Origin of the sequence: Shewanella pealeana ATCC 700345 (assembly GCF_000018285.1) — a bacterium.
GTDB lineage: Bacteria > Pseudomonadota > Gammaproteobacteria > Enterobacterales > Shewanellaceae > Shewanella > Shewanella pealeana.
The window spans coordinates 957,818-978,833 of sequence record NC_009901.1 but is presented as its reverse complement, the minus strand read 5'-3'; the positions used below and the strand labels follow the sequence as shown (position 1 = coordinate 978,833).

The window sequence follows — 21,016 nt, the reverse complement described above, 5'->3', positions numbered from 1 at the left end:
CTAGTATAGTTGTCGATTACTGGCCGCGGCTCTCAAGCATGGCAACTGCTGGCAACTCTTTTCCTTCTAAAAACTCTAGGAAAGCGCCGCCACCCGTTGAGATATAAGACACCTTGTCGGCGATACCATACTTATCGACAGCCGCTAATGTGTCACCACCGCCAGCGATAGAGAAGGCATTTGACTCGGCAATTGCTTGAGCAATACGCTTAGTCCCTTCACCGAACTGATCAAACTCAAATACACCGACTGGACCGTTCCATACAACCGTGCCAGCATTTTTGATGATCTCGGCTAAAGCTTCGGCGCTATCTGGGCCGATATCGAAAATCATATCTGTGTCAGATACATCGCTTACATCTTTCAGCGTTGCAGTTGCGGTAGGGCTGAACTCGCCTGCAACAACCACATCAGTAGGTACTGGAATGTCACCACCACGGCTCTGCGCATTAGCAACAAGGCGTTGAGCTTCTTCAATCAGGTCGGCCTCATAAAGCGACTTACCCACCTTGTGGCCTGCTGCAGCAACGAAAGTGTTGGCGATGCCGCCACCCACTACAAGTTGGTCAACTTTAGTTGAAAGGCTTTCAAGCACTGTCAGTTTTGTTGAAACTTTAGAACCACCAACAATGGCTACCATTGGGCGTGCTGGGTTATCAAGAGCCTTACCTAAGGCTTCTAACTCACCCGCTAACAATGGACCCGCACAAGCGATAGGCGCGTGCAGACCAACACCGTGAGTCGATGCTTGTGCGCGGTGAGCCGTGCCGAATGCATCCATCACGTATACGTCACAAAGTGCCGCCATCTTCTTAGCCAGCGCTTCGTCGTTCTTCTTCTCACCCAAGTTAAAACGCACGTTTTCAAACACTACCACTTCACCGACAGCCACTTCGATGCCGTCTAGGTAGTCTGCTGCTAGGCGTACAGGGCAATCTAGCGCCTTTGTTAGGTAATCAACTACAGGCTGCATAGAGAACTCAGCATTGAACTCGCCTTCAGTTGGACGGCCTAGGTGAGACATCACCATAACCGCCGCACCTTTTTCAAGCGCAAGCTTAATCGTTGGTAGAGAAGCACGCAGACGCGCGTCACTGGTTACCACACCATCGCTGACTGGTACGTTAAGATCTTCACGAATAAGCACACGCTTACCTTGAAGGTCTAAATCTTTCATATTAAGAATCGTCATTTTCATGCTTCCTTACTATCTAAGTTAAAATTAAAGTTAAAAAATTTAAGTTGAGCAAAATTCAATAAAACGATATTACCCGACCACCGGGACACAACACCGACGTTCGAGTCTCTGTACAATGCTTTTGCTTTAAAAAAAGGACCTAGATCCTAGGACGCTTCGCTGCGAGGACGGGCTACGCCCTACTAGAAACAGCAAAAGCCAAAAGCACCACCTTTACTGTTTGTTATCTTTTGCTTTTCCGGCTTTATCCGTCTTTGCTTGTACTGGCTTAGCTTTTCCGTCTCGGCTCGCACCGTCTTAGCTTTTCCTAGAACCTAGGACCTTCTCAGCTCTTAAAACCTAGGACCTTCTCAGCTCTCAAACCTAGGTCCTGCTTTTAGCCTTTATCATCTCTAAACTGGTATCTAGCATGCGGTTAGCAAAGCCCCACTCGTTATCACACCAGAGCAGTAACTTGACCAAGTGGCCATCGCTGACGCGAGTCTGGGTGCCATCGACAATGCTTGAGCGCGGGTCGTGGTTAAAATCACAAGAGACTAACGGCTCATTGGTAAAGCCGACCACGCCTGAGAAAGAACCTTCAGTGGCTTGTTTTAGTACCTGATTAACGGTCTCGATATCGACGCGCTTATTTAGCGTAACGGAAAGGTCGATAGCGGTAACATTGATGGTCGGAACTCGAACAGAGATAGCTTCAAACTTGTCTTTCATATGCGGCAAGATGCGCTCAATACCACGAGCAAGTTTAGTATCTACTGGAATAATTGATTGCCCAGCGGCGCGGGTTCTTCGCAGATCGTCATGATAGGCATCGATCACCTGCTGATCGTTCATCGCCGAATGGATAGTGGTAATGGCACCACTTTTAACTTCGAAGTGCCTGTCGAGCACATCGATAACCGGTACGATACAGTTTGTTGTGCAAGAGGCATTAGACACAACCGTATGTTCGGCCTTAAGTAAATCTTGGTTCACACCAAAAACTATGGTGGCATCGACATCACTTGATGATGGATGACTGATTAATACTTGTTTGGCGCCAGCTTGAATGTGCGCCTCACATTCCAGCCTGTCGTTAATTACACCCGTGGCTTCGAAAACGATATCGATATCCATCTCTTTCCAGGGCAATTTAGCAGGATCGGGTTCATGCAGCAGCTTAATGGCATCGTCGCCAATAATCATATGCTGATTATCGAGCTTAACTTGGGTGTGGAAGCGGCCGTGAGTGGTGTCGTACTGAGTCAAATGAAGCATGGCTTCTGGTTTTGCCAACTCGTTAATCGCCACAATTTGAATACGGTCGCGTTTTGCAGACTCATACAGTGCACGAAGAATTGAACGACCAATGCGGCCGTAGCCATTAATAGCGACTCTGATCATGAAAGCTTTCTATCCCTTTAGCAGCCTGTTTATTGATAAAACAACGGCCTACCTCATTAGGTAAGCCGTTGTATCATTTGCCTTAACACCGCAGTTAATTATAGCCCGTTAACGGTAGCTACAACGTTGTCAACTGTGAAGCCAAAGTGCTTCAGCAAGTCGCCGCCTGGCGCTGACTCACCGAAGGTAGACATGCCCACTACTGCGCCGCCAAAGCCAACATACTTGTGCCAGAAATCAACGTGAGCCGCTTCAATCGCCACACGCTTAGTCACTGAGCTTGGTAGTACCGACTCTTTATAAGCAGCGTCTTGCTTATCGAACTCGTTAGTCGATGGCATAGACACTACGCGAACCTTCTGACCTTGCTCAGTTAGCGCAGCAGCAGAATCAAGTGCTAGCTGAACTTCAGAGCCAGTAGCAATAAGGATTAGGTCTGGCGTGCCAGCGCAATCACTTAGTACATAACCACCTTTAACTACGTTAGCTAACTGCTCGGCAGTACGTGCTTGCGCAGGTAGGTTTTGACGGCTGAAGATTAGCGATGTTGGCGCGTTACGGCGCTCAATTGCATTCTTCCAAGATACAGCAGTTTCAGCCGCATCACATGGACGCCATACTGTCATGTTTGGTGTCATACGAAGGTTTGCAAGCTGTTCAACTGGCTGGTGAGTAGGACCATCTTCACCTTGACCGATAGAGTCATGGGTATAAACGAAGATGTTCTGAATGCCCATCAGTGCAGACATACGTACTGCGTTACGCGCGTATTCCATGAACATCATGAAAGTTGCGCCGTAGTTGATGAAACCACCGTGTAGAGAAGCACCGTTCATGATACCGCTCATACCGAATTCACGTACACCGTAGTAGATGTAGTTACCAGCTGGGTCGTCTTGAATGCCTTTAGAACCAGACCAAAGCGTTAGGTTTGAACCGGCTAGATCTGCCGAGCCACCTAGCATTTCAGGTAGGATGGCACCAAATGCACCAATCGCATTTTGTGATGCTTTACGGCTAGCAATACCTTCGGCTTTATCTTGACACTCTTGAACGAAAGCTTGTGCTTTTTCTTCGAAATCTGCAGGCAAGTCACCCGTGATAACACGACGCTTATATTCAGCAGCTAATTCAGGGAAAGCAGCTTCATAGGCAGCGAACTTGTCGTTCCAGCTTGCTTCATTCGCAGCGCCAGTTTCTTTAGCATCCCAACCCGCGTAAACGTTTTCAGGAATTTCGAATGCGCCGTGGTTCCAACCAAGGAATTCACGTGCAGCAGCAATTTCAGCATCACCTAGTGGTGCGCCGTGACAATCGTGGCTGCCAGACTTGTTTGGAGAACCGAAACCGATAGTCGTTTTACAGCAGATCATCGTTGGCTTGTCTGTAACAGACTTAGCTTCTTCGATAGCTGCGCGAATTGCGTCGCTGTCGTGACCGTCTACGTTAGCAATGACATGCCAGCCGTAAGACTCAAAACGCTTAGGCGTATCGTCAGTGAACCAACCTTCTACGTGACCATCGATAGAGATACCGTTGTCATCCCAGAATGCGATTAGCTTGCCTAGGCCTAAAGTGCCGGCTAGAGAACACGCTTCGTGAGAGATACCTTCCATCAAACAGCCATCACCTAGGAAGCAGTATGTGAAGTGATCAACGATGTCGTGACCAGGCTGGTTAAACTGTGCAGCCAATGTCTTCTCAGCAATCGCCATACCCACAGCGTTACTGATACCAGCGCCTAGTGGGCCGGTAGTCGTTTCAACACCAGGTGTGTAACCGTATTCAGGGTGACCTGGGGTCTTAGAGTGAAGCTGGCGGAAGTTTTTCAACTCTTCGATAGGCAGTGCATAACCTGTAAGGTGTAGCAAAGAGTAGATAAGCATAGAGCCGTGGCCGTTAGAAAGAATAAAACGGTCACGATCAACCCACTCAGGGTTGTTTGGGTTGTGCTTTAGGAAATCATTCCATAGCACTTCAGCAATATCAGCCATCCCCATTGGTGCACCTGGGTGACCTGAATTGGCTTTTTGAACAGCATCCATGGTCAATGCGCGGATTGCGTTTGCGAGTTCTTTACGAGATGACATGCTCTCTCCTGCTTGGTTTTGAGGTATTGAGGCTTAGATAGAGTGAAAGGCCGCAACTTTGTATTTGCTTTTCCCTTCACCACAGCAAATTTGGGAGCCATATTTTCGCCTACTAGGCAGTAGGACGCAAATTTAATTCACCCAGAATGAAAAAAATTGGCACTTTTAAGTTAGATAAATAACCCTTAGACCACCTAAGGCTAACAAACTAGTCGTTTTTATCTACAGTGAAGTTGATTTAAGCCTGCCCTGCGAGTTTTTAGTACTGTTTTTTGATCATTTTTTATTGCGAACACTCACCCACACCGACGACAAATAACCTTAATTAACAGCGCGATAAACCAAATATAAAATACACCTTTGCCAATGTGGACAAAATAAATACCGCGAGTAACTGCACAAAATTTGGTGAAGGGGGTGTCATCAACTCGGTTTTACACTAGAATAGCCGTCTAGATGTAGATACTTCTACACATTCAAATTGTTTAAAGACGAGATTTTCCATCATGGCAAAGCACTTGTTTACCTCTGAGTCGGTCTCAGAAGGTCATCCAGATAAAATCGCCGATCAGATTTCTGATGCGGTACTAGACGCAATTTTGGAGCAAGATCCAAAAGCTCGTGTAGCATGCGAAACTTATGTCAAAACTGGCATGGTTATGGTTGGCGGCGAAGTTACCACTTCAGCCTGGGTTGATATCGAAGAGATCACCCGTAAGACTGTACGCGACATTGGCTACACTCACTCAGACATGGGTTTTGATGCCGATTCTTGCGCCATCTTAAACGTGATTGGTAAGCAGTCTCCAGACATCAACCAAGGTGTTGATCGTGCAGACCCTAAAGAACAGGGTGCTGGTGACCAAGGTCTAATGTTCGGTTACGCTAACAACGAAACTGACGTACTAATGCCTGCGCCTATCACTTATTCGCACAAGCTTGTTAAGCGTCAGTCTGAAGTTCGTAAAGACAAGACTCTTCCATGGTTGCGTCCAGACGCGAAGAGCCAGGTGACTTTTGCTTATAACTCAGATGGCAGCATTGCTGGTATCGATGCAGTTGTTCTATCTACGCAACACAGCGAAGATGTGACTCAAGCAGACCTAATTGAAGGTGTAATGGAAACCATCATCAAGCCAGTATTACCGGCTAAGTGGTTATCTAAAGACACTAAATACTTCATCAACCCAACTGGCCGTTTCGTTATCGGTGGTCCAGTAGGTGATTGTGGTCTAACGGGTCGTAAGATCATCGTTGACACATACGGTGGTATGGCTCGTCACGGTGGTGGTGCTTTCTCTGGTAAAGACCCATCAAAAGTTGACCGTAGTGCAGCATACGCAGCACGTTACGTTGCTAAAAACATCGTTGCAGCAGGTCTTGCAGACCGTTGTGAGATCCAAGTTTCTTACGCGATTGGTGTTGCAGAGCCAACTTCAATCAGCATCGAAACATTTGGCACAGCTAAAGTTGGCGAAGAGCTATTGATCGACCTAGTACGTCGTCACTTCGACCTACGCCCATACGGTCTAACAGAGATGTTGAACCTAGCTCGCCCAATCTACCAAGCGACTGCAGCATACGGTCACTTTGGTCGTAACGAGTTCCCGTGGGAAGCAACAGACAAAGTTGACGCACTACGCGCTGACGCAGGTCTTTAATCGTCACCGATTAGTTCGGCGTTGTTTGTTCAACGCCAATAAAAACCGCCGCTTGGCGGTTTTTTTATGTCCGGAACATTTATGACTATTTGCCAAGGATGGCAAAAAATCGTCGCTATCTCTGGAACATTTATGACGATTTGCCAAGGATGACTTTTTCAAAATAGTAAATCGTCGTTGTCTCTGGAATTTATTGTATTAGGTTTTGCATCAGCGTGACACAATTACGCAAGACGCCATAAACTCATCCCTGAGGGCTTAACCACAGCATCCCTGCTGCGGATACTTGCTTCATTTGTATCACTCTGATTACTATCAATGTACAGGCAATATTCCCAGTGCGGCTCTCTACAGACTAAGAATGAGGTATTTACACAGTGCAATTAACTTGGTTAGCGCCTGATGAACGCATCGAGGTGAAGAAGTTCTATCGCCAATACATGCCTTATGCACGCTTGTTGCAGAAAGAGTCACTCTGCGTGTTGACTCAAGCTGACCCAAGTGTTGCTAGATTTGGGGAACTAACTTCCTCTAAAATTATTTGCTCTGAGATAGCTGCTAGTGCGCGAATTAGGCCTATTGGCCAGTTAGCCATTTTAACGGGGATGTTGGTTCATCCAGATTTTCGTGGCCAAGGTGTTGGGCATCGTTTAATGCGAGAACTGGAGTCTGTTCTCTGTGATGGCAATACGTATATTTTTGCCTTAGCGCATTTGGAACAGTTTTATGCACAACATGGGTTTTGCGCTGTGTCATCGGCGCCGAATGATATTCAGCAGTTGTTTTTGAAGTATCAGGGTTCTGATAAGGAACTTGTGTTAATGGGGTTAGCTGGTGCTATTGAACGATAGCTTTCGTTTTATTTTTTAAGTATATTTCAGCAGCTTATCTAACTCAGGTGAATGAACTACAACGAATAATCCCCATGAACACACAGTTCATGAGTATTATTGAGGAAGGCAAAGAGTATCTGTTACCGGTATTCATACCAACAGGAAGTAACTGTGCGTGTTACTCGAGATGGGCTACCGTCTGGAGTAACAATCGTTGAAGTCACGCTTGTTTTCTCGCACGTTTTTACTCTTATTCCCCCATATAGGAAATGCTCTCCCCAAGCACGATTATTAGAAAATGCCTCATATTCACTCTGATTGAAATAAATTGTTAGTTGATTAAGCTCATTACGTAGCCCTTCTTCAACGGTATCAGCAATTTTCCAGTAGTCATTACTTAGCTCTAATTTTAAATGCAGTACTAATCCGTTCTCACCTTTCAACTGGATGTAAACGATTGGAGACCCTGCTTGGGTAATCAAATTATCCACAAAATTTTTCGCCAGAGCGCTAAGAAGCTCTCTTCGACTTGTGCTAAGTGAATTAGTAGTCGTAAATAACGCCGTTTTTCCAGCTTGGTAAACAAAGTGTTTCGCCGCGACTAAGTCGAGGAAAGGTTTCTCTCTTAGGTAATCGTTATAAAATACAAGTCTCTCACCTGCATGGCGGTTTAAACCATCCATAGAGTCGCAGTCTATATCATCCTCACAGACAATCGTAATTGTGGTATCTATTGGTTTCACCAAGGTGGGTTGATTGACAATTTCTCCCCGATACAGGCTCACTTTAAAGCTCACTTCTATTTCACTCGAGATTTTAACTGGTGTGCCATCGGCAAGCGTATCGTCAATATGATAACTAACAGTTCCTTTGTCATAGCTGATACAAGGCTCATCAAAACAGCGAGGGTATGCATTCGCAACCCCGCTAAAAAATAGGAAAAGAAGAGTAAATATCAGTTTAAGCATAATTCCATTTATCCTTAACATTAAATTAGTAAGCGCTAAACCTAGCACACGACTTTTTTAATTAGCCTGAATAATATTCAAGTCGGCTACATCTTCTTCGTAGACTTTTAGCTATATATAGCTGTTGCTATTGAGCGATCAGAGTTCTGATAATGAATTGGTATTAATGGGGTTATCAGCAGTTATTGAACGATAGCTTTCGTTTTATTTTTTAAGCATATTTAACTCAGGTGAATGAACTACAACGAATAATACCCATGAACACACAGTTCATGAGTATTATTGAGGAAGGCAAAGAGTATCTGTTACCGGTATTCATACCAACAGGACGTAACCGTACGAGTCACTCGAGTCGGGATACCGTCAGAGTCCACAACCGTTGAAGTGACAGTTGTTTCTCTGCAGCGTTTCATTCTTATCAGTCCTGATAGAAAATGTTCTCTCCATGGGCGGTTCGCATAAAATGCTTCATATTCACTCTGATTAAACTGAATTGTAAGTTGATTAAGCTCATTTCGTAGCCCTTCTTCAGCCGTATCAGCAATTTTCCAGTAGTCATTACTTAGCTCTAATTTTAAATGCAGTACTAATCCGTTCTCACCTTTCAACTGGATGTAAATGATTGGAGACCCTGCTTGGGTAATCAAATTATCCACAAAATTTTTCGCCAGAGCGCTAAGAAGCTCTCTTCGACTTGTGCTAAGTGAATTAGTAGTCGTAAATAACGCCGTTTTTCCAGCTTGGTAAACAAAGTGTTTCGCCGCGACTAAGTCGAGGAAAGGTTTCTCTCTTAGGTAATCGTTATAAAATACAAGTCTCTCACCTGCATGGCGGTTTAAACCATCCATAGAGTCGCAGTCTATATCATCCTCACAGACAATCGTAATTGTGGTATCTATTGGTTTCACCAAGGTGGGTTGATTGACAATTTCTCCCCGATACAGGCTCACTTTAAAGCTCACTTCTATTTCACTCGAGATTTTAACTGGTGTGCCATCGGCAAGCGTATCGTCAATTTGATAACTAACAGTTCCTTTGTCATAGCTGATACAAGGCTCATCAAAACAGCGAGGGTATGCATTGGCAACCCCGCTAAAAAATAGGAAAAGAAGAGTAAATATCAGTTTAAGCATAATTCCATTTATCCTTAACGTTAAATTAGTAAGCACTAAACCTAGCACACGACTTTTTTAATTAGCCTGAATAATATTCAAGTCAGCTACACCTATCTAAGGAGACTTTTCGCTATAACATCGGCGCCCCTATGATATTAAACAGTTGTTTTAGAAGTATCAGGGCTCTGATAAGAATCTTGTTGAATCCACAGTCTAGTGGGGGTGAGGCCTTACGGCCTAGGGTTAACAGTTAGACTTCGTCTAACATACTAGCTCAATCAAGCTCCGCTTGATAAACATCGTGGCGCTTCGCCCACACAAGACTTTTAAGGCATCAGGCTGCGCCTGACCAAAGTCGTGAGCTTCCAGCTCACACACGGCCAAGAAGGGGTCAAAAAGTCAGCGGCAACCCCCTCTTGCCTATTTCATCCATAAAGAGTCCCTGCCGCCCCGACGAAGTTGTTGATCCTCTGTCATTTTCGAAAATCGCTATCGCCTCATATTCGCCGTCCATGGCTCACCTAAGGCTATCTCGGCATCCATGCCTCGCTCACGCGCCTAATGTTTACAAGAACCTTCAATGACCTCGGCAACTCCGATGGGGATTAGGTGTTTCCTGTAAATTTCGAGGCTTAATTTGCCAATTTATGAGACTGTACACTAGCTATAGCCGACAGTATTTAGGTGAGTTTACCATATCAAAATTTGTATGAATTAAGACGATTCAGCCTACTAAAAACAGTTCACTTACTGCAATTAAACTTTTTTAACCACATAACTTAATAGCCTTTAGCTGAGGTTAGTACAGTCATAATGATTTCAAGCACAATTCTGGTCCTCTTTAGTATAAAGTGTGCGCACCTGAACTTGCCACTTAAGAAATTATCGATTATTATCAAAAACTTAAGCAGCCCCACCTTAGGGGCGGTAGATTTGAAAAATGCGTATTCACATTATTACTAGCCTAATGTAGTTAGCCGCATCCCCACTATACAAGTGTTAGGAATTTCAATTTAGTAAGGTAATCATGAAACCAGTTACAAATTCAAAAATTCAATCAGTTAACCTGATTACGGTGGCTATTTCAGCTGTGAGTCTCGCACTTGGTGTTGCGCTTCTAGCTAACTTTTTGACAGAGATAATTGGCGCTAATAAATTCCTACTAGCCGTTGCTGCTTTATTGATTGTAGTGTCGTTATATTTAGCTAGTAAATTTATCAACCCAAAAACTAAATACACACTGCGATTGAGAGGTGCTTACTTTTTTCAACCATTCACTTTAGAAGGCAAATCTATCATCGGTTATGAATACAATGATGATATGTCTCGCTATTTACGTGCTTTTGCACTCGAGAATAAGGCTTATTCACGAGCTTTAGAAAAGAAGTACAAAGAATATGATACAGCGCCAACAAAGTATGATCCTGATCAGCTGGACTACTATAACCTCGTAGCATCGTGTACAGAGTTTCTATTTTTGAGGAAGCTTGGCTTGCATCTAGGGTCATATTTTGTACATGAAGGAGTTGATAAGTCTAAAATTAAAAGCATCCCAAGAGACTGCATGTCTAAGGAAATCTTACGTAACCGAGTATTAGAATTAATTACTAGAAATCACCAAGAACGAGCAGCTTTCTGTGATTATGATGATGAAGGAGGTACCTCTATATTATGTTCGGCTACCGGGCAAGGAGGTGAAATATTCGATCGATTAGTACTGGAACTGCCAACTGGTGCTGAATTAAAACGTTTATCAGACAACTCTCTTCTAATTTCAAGTGATGTGTTTGAGATTCGGTTCTTTGTCCATTGTGGTGCTATCAATGCATATATACCTACTGAACTGCTACCTGGTGAATATGACTCGCCTTGGTTATCTAATGTAAAACTAGAGGTTTTGATTAAGAAGCGTTTATTTTTAGGTACCGAAAAAGTCGAACTACATCAATGGTTGGATTCATTTTTGAACGAATTCCAAGACTATTTCAGTACCAAGCAACTTAAAGAGCGCTCGCACTTACAAGTCGTGCGTATATTAAAATCTTAACGCATTTAAGACAGGCTCCCCCCCCTTGGTATTTCCAGTTTAGAGCAGCGTTGGTGTTTACGGTTAAAAGAACAAATTGGAATAAATAGGTCAGAGTAAGCTCTCTAGATCTGCTATGCAGAAGTTAAACAAATCAAAAAACTCACAGAAAACACCAGTTCCCCATCGGAGTTGCCGAAGTGCGGAGATGAAAATGCCGTAGAACCATCATGGATGATGGTTCAGGCTCGGGGGGACATGGATGTCCCATCTGAGCCGTTAGGCAATTTTTATTGGAGCATGAGGAATAACAACTTCGTCGGGGCGGCTCGGGTGATGCAAGAGGGGGAAGCTGTTGTCCCCCTTTTGCCCGAGTGTGAGCTGGAAGCTCACGACTTTAGTTGTTAGACGAAGTCTAACTTAAAGGTCAAACGAAGTTTGATTGCTTACCGCTGTAAAGCGAAACGTCAGCCGCAACCTGACAACTATCCCTGATTGGCTAAAACCTCTTCCAGTTTAAGCCCTGTTAAATCATGAATAGTTCGCCATAAATAATAAAAAATTCCCATCATCATCACCATAGACGGTAAGGCGATCATCAGGTAACTGTATAAGGTCAACTCTCCCAACTGTGCATTAAACTCAGGGGTCCCCGCTGGGCTGGTGACTAGCCATTTAGCCAATATGTAATTCATGGTGGCAGAGAACGCAAACGAACCTGCTACCAAATAGGTGGCCGTCATGAGTCGCTGCTCAAATGCGGCCATACAATTATTCTGACGTAGTCGCTCGATGATTTTATCAACGTCCATCACCGCTGGATTAAAGACAAGGGCTTTAATTAGTGGCTTAGAGGTAAAGGTCGAAACAAGTACAGCAATGCCGATAGCGGCAGGAATAGCGGCCTCTTTGATTGCCAACCACTTAAGGTCAAGCTCCAGTAAACCAATGCCACCAGTTAACAGCACATTAGCTAATCCAAGCAAGGCAATAAAATTAAACTTCTTATATTTGATCAGCTCAAATACGCCCCAGCCTAGCGGAAAGCTTAACGCCAGCATTAAACCACCACTCGCACCTAACTGATCGTCTCCACTTAGCTTCATTAGAATAAAAGCGGGGATAGCGATGCTCACTAACAGGTCAACCATAGGCCGAGGTTTATGTGTCGATGTACTACTCATGTGTTATTTTCCAAGCGAAGCGTGCAAGCTTCGAAAAAATGTAAAGATAAAAACCAGTGCTGCTTCTATGTGCCAGACAATTGGTTCTTCGTGCCAGCTCGATGATTTTAGGTTAGCGCCTTTATGATGCCAGCTTAGTACTGGATAGCGTATAGCGGCGTAAAAATACCTTGTTCTACATCACGTGTCACTCTTCATCAAACATTGTTGAGACTGGAACTTGCCGAAGTGCGGAGATAACTATTGACTCACCCATTCCTTTTGCCCGAGTGTGAGCTAGAAGTTCACGACTTTTATCAAACGAAGTTTGATTACTTCCCTTCAGGTGTGACCGAAACGCCACAACGTTAAGTTGTTAGACAGAGTCTAACTTTAAGGTCATAGGAAATTTGATTGCCTAAGTCGTTAGGCGTAGTCTAATAAACCCCAAATTCGCAATATCAGAGAACTGAGTTATAAATAGTTAAGCCTGAAATCTAACGGAGCCGATATGAAATACTTACTAATGACAGCAGTGATCACCGCGACATTAACAATAGCTGGTTGTGCCCAACAACAGGAATCAACTGAGCCGCAAAATTTTCTTACCAATGATGGTAATGTAAACATTCTTTGGCAAAACCCTAGTGACTATAGCGATATCGAAGCAACCACGGGAGTACAGTCGAAATTTGAACAATACCTTTTTACTGAGCTTACCGACGAGCTAGCAAAACTGGCTAATAAGCACTTAACTAAAGACCAACAGCTAGACCTGACCGTCACCAACGTCGATCTCGCTGGTGATGTACAGCCGACTTTTGGTGGCGCAACTGACGATATTCGCATTGTTACCGATCTGTACCCACCAAAAATACGTTTTGATTATGTGTTAACACAAAATGGAAAAGTCATAAAATCGGGAAGTGAAAAGCTTAATAACATGGGATTTCTAATGGGTATCCAGCCCATAGGAAACGACCCTTTCCCCTACGAGCAAGACCTACTCACCGATTGGTTTAAAAGTACAATCGTGCCAGTATTATAATTATGCAGTTCTAGGCTAACGCCGCGCAGTAACACCTATCGCGGCAGTCTTAGTTATTTCAAAGCACTGCTGTAGAAACTGCGAATTTTGAAACTGTTTAAACTGTACCTTTTAAAACAGAGCCTTTGAAAGAATGAGGCAATTGGGGAGCCGTTGATTAACGTCTCCCCAGCTCAACCAAGTCTGCTCTGCCAAGTGTTAGCTGAAATCTCACGTCCTTATCAAGCCTGTTGAGTGGCATAAAAAGTGAAATCGTTTTCAATCACTAACAGCCATCGCCCCCATCAACAATGGTCAAAATGTGCATTATCCATGCACATAAACTCCAGCTGTTGCATAGAAAGTACTGGAGGCTGCAATACCTTAATTGTCTCAGGGTTAATCGACTCTAAATCGGCCACTTCATCTAGCGGGTTGCCGTAAGAGTTAGTGCGACCACAATAGATAAAGTGTTTGTTCCAACGCACTAGATAGGCTCTTTGCAGCTTACCTTCAAAGGTAATCTCGGCTTCTAGAGCATGGCACTCTTTACCTTGTTCGGTTAACACTGCAACCACTAGCTTTAGGTTATCAAACCCGGATAAGTTTAATGTTAGGTATGGGGCAAAAAGTGCAGCTACGGATTGAGATAACATAAATATCCTTAGAAAAAACTGTCTGAAGTTGGCAGGACTAATAGGTAATAATCACGCTCATCGAAACTGATGTAATCGACAACCTGCATACCGCCTTTGCGAGTGTGGGCGGCAAAAGAGCCAGCATTGTCTTCGGCGATAAAGGTCAGCATATAAGGCAGTTCGTTACCGACCAGCCTCTTTAGAAAAGACACTAAGGCCTCAAAAATCCCTTGGCCACGATGGCGGCTATCTATCCAGATAGGACCATACTGACAGCAGTTTTTTTCGGTTAATTTAGCGCGCTCATAATCGAGTCTTGGTAAACGATTAAGTAGATTTCGATAAATCGGCCATTGCTTGAAGAAAGACCAGCGCCCAGCAATCACATAACCCACAATCGTCTGTTCAACTTCAGCCACCACAACCCAATGCTGGCTAACCAGTGTCGTTAAGTCCGCTTGTGTGAAAGACTGCCCCTGCAGCGAGTTATCACGTTGTTCGGCAACCAACTCATCCTGTAAATGGGTCTGTTCCAGTGCGACCAATGCCGTGATATCGGCCGCTTTAGCTCGTCTAATATTCATCTATTTAATCAACACCCACTCTACATACTGCTGGAGCACAAATACGATTTTGATGTCGATTATAGCTGAATTAGATTCACTCTTGTTAGGCTTCAAACTATTGATTGACTAATGTGATATAAATTTTTTCGCTAGGTGATCCGATGAGCGAGGTTTAAACAACTTCAGATCAAGCTTTCACATAATTAACATTTATCCAACCAATAAAAATCAGTATAGTTATTCGACAATTCTAGCTCAATAAAGCCTGATAATGGCCTAAACAAATAGGTGAGCCCAATCATGTTAGCCCAGAAAATTAATCACAATATTTGGCTAAGGGAGCTAGACCATCCCGCGATTAACCTTCCTAGATGGCAACAGCAGGTCGACCTAATCAGCGATCTTTATCAGGCTAGAGCCAGCCTGATTATCCAGTCTAACGGTAGTAAAGCGCAGATCACTTGCTGTAATAAGCAGAGTAACGCACTGGCAGGTAGCCTTTTTACTGCTGGCGATGTACTGCAAAGAGAGAGCGTCATTGATGCTACCTTTGACACCATTGGCTATGGCCTTGTTCATCTCGATCCCGCGAAAGTTACTGGCAGCTTTGCCTCATTTAACAGACTGCTTTCTATCAAGCTCACTTGGCCAGATGGGAGGTTATTTGGCTGTATGATCATTTGCGATCCCGCCAAAGAGAAGGTGACTGCCACCTCTGCTGCAGTCTGTGAAACGGTTAAGGCACTGTTTCAGGGCGAGTTGAAACAGATGTATCTGATGGAGCAGTTACAGCGCCTATCTGTGCAGGATGAGTTTACCTGTATGCTCAACCCTTACGGCTTTAACTTAATGGCACCAAGGCAGTTAAGCTTGAGCCGTCGCTTCGGCTCCCACGCTGGGCTAATAGTATTGCAAGAATGCCCCTCTGCTCACATCCATCAGAAATATACCGAGTCACAACGAATCCGCATTATTGCGAGGGTCATTTCCGACAGTATGCGTGAGGCGGATATCTCGGCCAGAATTCAAGATGAACAATTTATCATCCTCGCCTTCGTCGATAGTGAATCCAACCTCGATAGCCTAATTGCACGCCTACGTAAACAGATCCACAAAGAGGCGCCGGAGATTAACCTAATCGTAGGCAAGAGCTTTTTTACCCCAGACACTCAACTGTCGTTAATTCCCATGCAGCAAGAGGCACTCGCGGATTTGGAAAGAAATCGGGATTCTAAAAGAAGATCCTAGGTGCTAGGTTCTAGGACGCTTCGCTGCTAGGAAAAGCAAAAGCCAAAAGCGTCAGGCTGTTATCTTTTGTTTTCTCGCTTTATCTTTTTCCAGCCTTTCCTAGCTTTTACCGTCTTTGCTCTTCCTAGGACCTAGGACCTTTCTTGGCTTTCCCTAGAACCTAATGCCAGCTTTTCCTAGGACCTTATTTTACTTTTGCTTCTGCGCCCATTCTAAAAAGAGTGCGATGGGGAAAGGTGACATCATCACCATGCCAAGACCGGATAGACAGGCAATCAGTACCATGCCTTCAACCTGCTGCGACAGATCAGATAGAAAATAGATACCAACACCAGATAACAGCAGGCTTAAACCTAGCCAATGCAATATTTTTAAGGGTTTAATTACACTTTTTTGCACTATTTGCCGCCTTCTTTGTGGTGATTTTAGTATAAACTACTCACAGTATATCGATATTAACTACTATGGATCCCGAACATGATAAAACAATCCTTCATCCTAGCAAGTTTGCTATTGGGTTTAACTGCTTGTCAGTCGTCTCCTCAAACTCAAGTAGAAGATTTAACCATTGAAGGCACTTGGCATATTGAGTCAGCTAATGGCCAACCTGTCATCGATTACAGCCCCGCAGAATTAATCTTTGCAGCCGACGGTAAGCTAACTGGTAACAATAGCTGCAATAACTTTTTCGGTAATTACGTACTCGCCGGCCAATCTCTACAGCTACAGCCTGCAGGTAGCACTATGAAAGCCTGTGTTGATGCACTGATGGCACAAGAGCAACGCGTTATGCAAGTAATGCCCGAAGTGACCCAAGCTCAAATGGCGAAAGGTAAATTGGTATTGAAAGATGCTGATAACAAAACCGTTTTGGTACTAAGCAAAAAGTAATCGCTTAGCTAGTTCTGCATTAGCTGTTTTAGCGGACATAAATGTTCCAGACATAACGTCGACTTACGGTGCTGAGAAAGCCATCCTTAGCAAGTCGACATAAATGTTCCAGACATAACGTCGACTTACCGTGTTAAGAAAGCCATCCTTGGCAAGTCGACATAAATGTTCCAGACATAAAGCCGATTTTTCACCATCCATGGTAAATCGGCATAAATGTTCCAGAAATAAAAAACCGCCTTTCGGCGGTTTTTTATTGGCCCACCATTAGCGGTGGACATAAACTTAGCTCACTTGGCTTAAGAGTTTAGCTTTTCAGCCATTTCTGCACTGTCTTCTGCGTTAGCATTGTAGTGCTCAACGTCAATCTCACCTTCAGACTTAGCAATAACTGTGGTGGCTACTAAGTCACCAGAGACGTTTACTACGGTACGCGCCATATCCAAAATTCGGTCGATACCGGCAATAAGGGCAACGCCTTCAAGTGGTAGACCCACAGTGGTCAATACTAGCGTCAACATCACAAGACCCGCACCCGGCACACCCGCTGTACCAATAGAGGCTAGCGTTGCAGTCAAGATGATAGTGATGTAATCGACCCAAGTCAGATCGATACCGAAAGCTTGTGCCACAAACAATGCCGTAACACCTTGATAAAGCGCGGTACCATCCATGTTGATGGTGGTACCTAATGGCAATACGAAGCTTGAGATCTTCTTATTAACGCCTAAGTACTCACTGGCACACTTCATACTCGCTGGCAGCGTACCCGCAGAGCTCGAAGTAGTATAAGCCACCGCAATCGCATTACTAATGCCTTTAAAGAATTGAATAGGGTTAAGCTTAGCGAATACCACTAAAACGAAGCTATAGAAGCCAACAACATGCAGGAAACAGCCAATATAAACAGCGATAATAACCTTTATTAACGGCATCAACATGTCGACACCATACTCGCCAGCAACCCATGCCATCAGGCCAAATACGCCGTATGGTGCAAACTTCATTACTAAGTCAGTCAGCTTATACATGGCTTCGGCTAGGCTTTCGAACACCTTGATAGCAGGCTTACCATGTTCACCAATCAGTACTAAAGCAATACCCAGCGCAACTGCAAACACAATCACCTGTAAAATCTGGCCACTAGCAAGCGCTGCAATCGGGTTAGTTGGCACGATATCAATCAAGGTCTGCATGATTGACGGCGCTTGCTTGACCACTTCAGCTGTTTCATGAGCTACCATGTCAAGGCCCGTGCCCGGCTGCATAATGTGGCCAACGGCTAAACCTAGCGTGATTGCGATAGAGGTTGTGCCTAAGTAGAAAGCGAACGACTTGAAACCAATGCGTCCCATCTTGGCGGTATCTTGCATAGAAGTTACGCCGACAATTAGGGAGCAGAACACTAATGGTACAATCAACATTTTGATAGTATTAACAAATAGAGTACCAATTGGCTTCAAGTAGGTCGCCTGTTCACCCAAGCTAACCCCGGTTAAAATACCTAACAGCATACCAATCATGATCTGTAGCCAAAGTGGCACAGACATCCAGCTAGACCACACTTTTTTCAGAAGTGAAGGTTGTTGATTCGACATATTTAGACCTTGAAATAGTGGGAGGAAGGACAGCCAGCAAGTCGCCAGCCTAAAAAATAACGCGGCAGTTTAGCATATGCTGCAATAGTGAGAGATGATCTACATCACGCTGTATCAGGCAATGGATTAAATGCAAAAAGAACTCCAAGGTCATTGAGGGATCAATAATTTTACGCCTCAAATTTTGAGTTTTTCTTATTTTTAGAGAAGTGCATTGGATGAAGTGCAGCCGGTGGCTGCTCCCGTTCCATAAGGTAGCTCCAATAAGCATCATCGAAGCCTGAAAAGAACGGCTTGCCCTCAGCGCGCAAAATAAGCCACCACCAGACAAGGCCCCAAATCCCTAGTGTCAGGAGCGTTAGCACAAAGTGCCATCCATGTTTAATCGGCTGCGCTTGTAGTCTACGCTGAGATTGGCTGGTAGAGACAGTTAAATTGGTTGATTGCGTCTTTTTCATCACGACTCCACTCGTACTCGGGCCATAGAAAAAGCTTAGCAGAGTTAGACTTTAGTCGAATGAGAAATCAAAAATAAAATTACTCTACAGCTACCTATCAACTGGCTTCGTGCTAAAGTGCTCCCAAAAAAGGAGCAGAAATATGTTGATACGTAAAGGCCAAGCGGCAGATCTACAAGCCCTAATTAATTTTAACCAAGCTATGGCCGAGGAAACGGAAGGCTTAAGCCTAGACAGTCAAGTGCTTAGCAAGGGTGTCAATACCCTGCTGACATCACCAGAAAAGGGCTTCTACCTTGTGGCTGAAGTCGACGGTGAAATTGTTGGCTCCTTAATGGTGACCTTTGAATGGAGTGACTGGCGCGCTAAAGATTATTACTGGATCCAGAGTGTGTATATTCGCCCTGAGAATCGCCGCCAAGGGATCTATGGCAAGCTCTATCAAGCCGTTAAAGACATTGCAGCAAAAAACGGTGGCGCCGCTAGTTTTAGACTCTATGTCGAGAAAGAGAACACCAATGCCCAACGCACCTACAGCGCACTTGGGATGGAGCAAAGCTACTACTTGATGTACGAGCAAAAATAACGCTCAAAACCTAGACATTAAAAAGGCCATCAACTGATGGCCTTTTTACTACTCATACCAGACTAAATCTGGCAATCGTAAAGTTAACCGCAGATGCTGGTTACCTTAATAGCCAAACCACCTTGGCTAGTTTCGCGGTACTTAACGTGCATATCTTTGCCCGTCTCATACATAGTCGCGATAACTTTATCTAAGCTCACCTTTGGTGCGCAGTTACGGCGCATCGCCATACGCGTAGAGTTAATCGCCTTAACCGCTGCAATCGCATTACGCTCGATGCATGGAACCTGTACTTGGCCAGCAACTGGGTCACAAGTTAGACCTAGGTTATGCTCCATGCCAATTTCAGCCGCCATACATACTTGCTCAGGGTTAGCACCCATGATTTCTGCAAGACCTGCAGCCGCCATAGAACAGGCTACGCCAACTTCACCCTGACAACCTACTTCGGCGCCCGAGATAGAAGCGTTACGCTTGTATAGTGATCCCACTGCAGCTGCCGCTAGGAAGAAGCGAGTGTAATCTTGCTTACCAACAGGCTTAATGAACTTGTCATAATAAGCCAATACCGCAGGGATAATACCCGCAGCACCGTTAGTTGGAGACGTTACTACACGACCACCAGCAGCGTTTTCTTCGCTAACTGCCATTGCAAATACGTTGATCCAATCAACGATTTCCATTGGGTCGCTAGATAAACGCTCACCGGTTAATAACTGGCGATAAAGTGCTGGTGCACGACGAGCTACTTTTAGCGGACCAGCCAGTACACCTTCAGTTTGACAGCCTTTTTCAATTGCTTGATGCATGGTTGCCCATACTGCACCAAAGCCATCGTAAATAGCTTCTTCACTGTTGAAACACAATTCATTCTTGAACATGATGCTGCTGATGCTTAAGCCTGTTTCTTTACAGGTCGCTAGTAGCTCATCTGCAAAGTTAAACGGGTATGGCACTGCAACTGGGTTTTCAACTTCTTTGCCGAATTTTGATTCTTCAACAATAAAGCCACCGCCTACTGAATAGTATGTCTTGCTTAATACAAGCTCATCACCATTGTATGCGTGCAACATCATGCCATTTTCGTGCAATGGTAATGCATGGCTGTGGAAAACCACCGCATCATGACCAAAGTCTACTAGCTGCTTTTCGCTGCCCATAGGCAGTTTCTTAGTTTGCTCAACGTCAGCAATAAAACCAGGAATCGCATCGATATCTACGCTCTCAGGTGAGTTACCACCTAAACCAACAATGATAGCGATATCGGTATGGTGACCCTTACCGGTTAACGATAAAGAACCAAAAATCTCAACGCCTAAACGAGTCACTTGTTCAAATTGGCCGGTTTGACGAACATCATCGATAAACTCTTTGGCGGCCTTCATCGGCCCGACAGTATGAGAGCTCGATGGACCCACACCTATCTTAAAAATATCAAATGCGCTAAACATAAAAAACCTCGAAAAAAAGAGGAAAGGCCTGGAAAATTCCTAGCCTAGTCAAACAATAATGGAACCATATAACTTAATGGCTAACGCTTAAAAAAGCGTTTAAACGTTAAAAAGCC

At 44.4% G+C, this 21,016-nt stretch carries 19 protein-coding genes; 7 read left to right on the top strand and 12 right to left on the bottom strand.

What is annotated here, in order from left to right; genetic code table 11:
• Positions 1–16: 16 nt before the first annotated feature.
• From SPEA_RS04155 to tkt, 3 genes are all read right to left on the bottom strand, one after another.
• Positions 17–1,192, bottom strand: coding sequence for a phosphoglycerate kinase (locus tag SPEA_RS04155; RefSeq protein WP_012154053.1), 1,176 nt, complete (start codon positions 1,190–1,192; stop codon positions 17–19).
• A gap of 369 nt (positions 1,193–1,561) precedes the next feature.
• Positions 1,562–2,581, bottom strand: a complete 1,020-nt coding sequence (gene epd, locus SPEA_RS04150) for an erythrose-4-phosphate dehydrogenase (protein WP_012154052.1) — start codon at positions 2,579–2,581, stop codon at positions 1,562–1,564.
• 98 nt (positions 2,582–2,679) lie between these two features.
• A complete protein-coding gene (tkt, locus tag SPEA_RS04145) occupies positions 2,680–4,671 on the bottom strand; it encodes a transketolase (RefSeq protein ID WP_012154051.1) in 1,992 nt (663 codons plus the stop codon).
• Positions 4,672–5,177: 506 nt separating this feature from the next.
• On the opposite strand from tkt, the gene metK reads away from it, so the two are divergent.
• Positions 5,178–6,332, top strand: a complete 1,155-nt coding sequence (metK, locus tag SPEA_RS04140; RefSeq protein WP_012154050.1) for a methionine adenosyltransferase — start codon at positions 5,178–5,180, stop codon at positions 6,330–6,332.
• Between the two features lie 377 nt (positions 6,333–6,709).
• Positions 6,710–7,183, top strand: a complete 474-nt coding sequence (locus SPEA_RS04135; protein ID WP_012154049.1) for a GNAT family N-acetyltransferase — start codon at positions 6,710–6,712, stop codon at positions 7,181–7,183.
• Between the two features lie 122 nt (positions 7,184–7,305).
• Here SPEA_RS04135 and SPEA_RS04130 read toward each other — a convergent pair whose 3' ends face one another.
• Together SPEA_RS04130 and SPEA_RS04125 are read right to left on the bottom strand one after the other, a co-directional pair.
• Complete coding sequence (locus SPEA_RS04130; protein WP_012154048.1) at positions 7,306–8,133, bottom strand: hypothetical protein; 828 nt, start codon at positions 8,131–8,133, stop codon at positions 7,306–7,308.
• 305 nt (positions 8,134–8,438) lie between these two features.
• Complete coding sequence (locus SPEA_RS04125; protein ID WP_012154047.1) at positions 8,439–9,266, bottom strand: hypothetical protein; 828 nt, start codon at positions 9,264–9,266, stop codon at positions 8,439–8,441.
• Positions 9,267–10,275: 1,009 nt separating this feature from the next.
• On the opposite strand from SPEA_RS04125, the gene SPEA_RS04120 reads away from it, so the two are divergent.
• The gene (locus tag SPEA_RS04120; protein WP_012154046.1) at positions 10,276–11,295 is read left to right on the top strand and encodes a hypothetical protein; all 1,020 of its coding nucleotides are present in this window, start codon (positions 10,276–10,278) and stop codon (positions 11,293–11,295) included.
• Between the two features lie 464 nt (positions 11,296–11,759).
• Here the strand turns inward: SPEA_RS04120 and SPEA_RS04115 are convergent, their stop codons facing one another.
• Positions 11,760–12,458, bottom strand: coding sequence for a VC0807 family protein (locus SPEA_RS04115; RefSeq protein ID WP_012154045.1), 699 nt, complete (start codon positions 12,456–12,458; stop codon positions 11,760–11,762).
• Between the two features lie 490 nt (positions 12,459–12,948).
• Here SPEA_RS04115 and SPEA_RS04110 point away from each other — a divergent pair, with 490 nt between their 5' ends.
• A complete protein-coding gene (locus tag SPEA_RS04110; RefSeq protein WP_012154044.1) occupies positions 12,949–13,485 on the top strand; it encodes a DUF3016 domain-containing protein in 537 nt (178 codons plus the stop codon).
• 284 nt (positions 13,486–13,769) lie between these two features.
• On the opposite strand, the gene SPEA_RS04105 is transcribed toward SPEA_RS04110, so the two are convergent.
• Both SPEA_RS04105 and SPEA_RS04100 read right to left on the bottom strand, forming a co-directional pair.
• Positions 13,770–14,120, bottom strand: coding sequence for a hypothetical protein (locus SPEA_RS04105; RefSeq protein ID WP_012154043.1), 351 nt, complete (start codon positions 14,118–14,120; stop codon positions 13,770–13,772).
• An 8-nt stretch (positions 14,121–14,128) separates the two neighbouring features.
• A complete protein-coding gene (locus SPEA_RS04100) occupies positions 14,129–14,686 on the bottom strand; it encodes a GNAT family N-acetyltransferase (protein WP_012154042.1) in 558 nt (185 codons plus the stop codon).
• Between the two features lie 282 nt (positions 14,687–14,968).
• Here SPEA_RS04100 and SPEA_RS04095 point away from each other — a divergent pair, with 282 nt between their 5' ends.
• Entirely contained in the window at positions 14,969–15,916 is a 948-nt protein-coding gene (locus tag SPEA_RS04095; RefSeq protein WP_012154041.1) for a GGDEF domain-containing protein, read from the top strand.
• A gap of 189 nt (positions 15,917–16,105) precedes the next feature.
• Here the strand turns inward: SPEA_RS04095 and SPEA_RS04090 are convergent, their stop codons facing one another.
• On the bottom strand, positions 16,106–16,315 hold the full coding sequence (locus SPEA_RS04090) for a hypothetical protein (protein WP_012154040.1): 210 nt from the start codon (positions 16,313–16,315) through the stop codon (positions 16,106–16,108).
• A gap of 78 nt (positions 16,316–16,393) precedes the next feature.
• On the opposite strand from SPEA_RS04090, the gene SPEA_RS04085 reads away from it, so the two are divergent.
• Complete coding sequence (locus tag SPEA_RS04085) at positions 16,394–16,807, top strand: META domain-containing protein (protein WP_012154039.1); 414 nt, start codon at positions 16,394–16,396, stop codon at positions 16,805–16,807.
• A 299-nt stretch (positions 16,808–17,106) separates the two neighbouring features.
• Here SPEA_RS04085 and SPEA_RS04080 read toward each other — a convergent pair whose 3' ends face one another.
• The gene (locus SPEA_RS04080; protein ID WP_012154038.1) at positions 17,107–18,405 is read right to left on the bottom strand and encodes a dicarboxylate/amino acid:cation symporter; all 1,299 of its coding nucleotides are present in this window, start codon (positions 18,403–18,405) and stop codon (positions 17,107–17,109) included.
• A gap of 170 nt (positions 18,406–18,575) precedes the next feature.
• Entirely contained in the window at positions 18,576–18,866 is a 291-nt protein-coding gene (locus SPEA_RS04075; RefSeq protein WP_012154037.1) for a DUF4234 domain-containing protein, read from the bottom strand.
• 139 nt (positions 18,867–19,005) lie between these two features.
• On the opposite strand from SPEA_RS04075, the gene SPEA_RS04070 reads away from it, so the two are divergent.
• A complete protein-coding gene (locus SPEA_RS04070; RefSeq protein WP_012154036.1) occupies positions 19,006–19,449 on the top strand; it encodes a GNAT family N-acetyltransferase in 444 nt (147 codons plus the stop codon).
• A gap of 83 nt (positions 19,450–19,532) precedes the next feature.
• Here SPEA_RS04070 and SPEA_RS04065 read toward each other — a convergent pair whose 3' ends face one another.
• Positions 19,533–20,900 carry an L-serine ammonia-lyase gene (locus SPEA_RS04065; protein ID WP_012154035.1) on the bottom strand — a complete coding sequence of 456 codons (1,368 nt, stop codon included), beginning with the start codon at positions 20,898–20,900 and terminating at the stop codon, positions 19,533–19,535.
• Between the last annotated feature and the right edge of the window lie 116 nt (positions 20,901–21,016).

Bases quoted from the DNA above. Each gene is read 5' to 3' on its own strand.
- SPEA_RS04155 (WP_012154053.1), bottom strand. From the start codon at position 1,192: ATGACGATTCTTAATATGAAAGATTTAGACCTTCAAGGTAAGCGTGTG.
- epd (WP_012154052.1), bottom strand. From the start codon at position 2,581: ATGATCAGAGTCGCTATTAATGGCTACGGCCGCATTGGTCGTTCAATT.
- tkt (WP_012154051.1), bottom strand. From the start codon at position 4,671: ATGTCATCTCGTAAAGAACTCGCAAACGCAATCCGCGCATTGACCATG.
- metK (WP_012154050.1), top strand. From the start codon at position 5,178: ATGGCAAAGCACTTGTTTACCTCTGAGTCGGTCTCAGAAGGTCATCCA.
- SPEA_RS04130 (WP_012154048.1), bottom strand. From the start codon at position 8,133: ATGCTTAAACTGATATTTACTCTTCTTTTCCTATTTTTTAGCGGGGTT.
- SPEA_RS04125 (WP_012154047.1), bottom strand. From the start codon at position 9,266: ATGCTTAAACTGATATTTACTCTTCTTTTCCTATTTTTTAGCGGGGTT.
- SPEA_RS04120 (WP_012154046.1), top strand. From the start codon at position 10,276: ATGAAACCAGTTACAAATTCAAAAATTCAATCAGTTAACCTGATTACG.
- SPEA_RS04115 (WP_012154045.1), bottom strand. From the start codon at position 12,458: ATGAGTAGTACATCGACACATAAACCTCGGCCTATGGTTGACCTGTTA.
- SPEA_RS04110 (WP_012154044.1), top strand. From the start codon at position 12,949: ATGAAATACTTACTAATGACAGCAGTGATCACCGCGACATTAACAATA.
- SPEA_RS04105 (WP_012154043.1), bottom strand. From the start codon at position 14,120: ATGTTATCTCAATCCGTAGCTGCACTTTTTGCCCCATACCTAACATTA.
- SPEA_RS04100 (WP_012154042.1), bottom strand. From the start codon at position 14,686: ATGAATATTAGACGAGCTAAAGCGGCCGATATCACGGCATTGGTCGCA.
- SPEA_RS04095 (WP_012154041.1), top strand. From the start codon at position 14,969: ATGTTAGCCCAGAAAATTAATCACAATATTTGGCTAAGGGAGCTAGAC.
- SPEA_RS04085 (WP_012154039.1), top strand. From the start codon at position 16,394: ATGATAAAACAATCCTTCATCCTAGCAAGTTTGCTATTGGGTTTAACT.
- SPEA_RS04080 (WP_012154038.1), bottom strand. From the start codon at position 18,405: ATGTCGAATCAACAACCTTCACTTCTGAAAAAAGTGTGGTCTAGCTGG.
- SPEA_RS04070 (WP_012154036.1), top strand. From the start codon at position 19,006: ATGTTGATACGTAAAGGCCAAGCGGCAGATCTACAAGCCCTAATTAAT.
- SPEA_RS04065 (WP_012154035.1), bottom strand. From the start codon at position 20,900: ATGTTTAGCGCATTTGATATTTTTAAGATAGGTGTGGGTCCATCGAGC.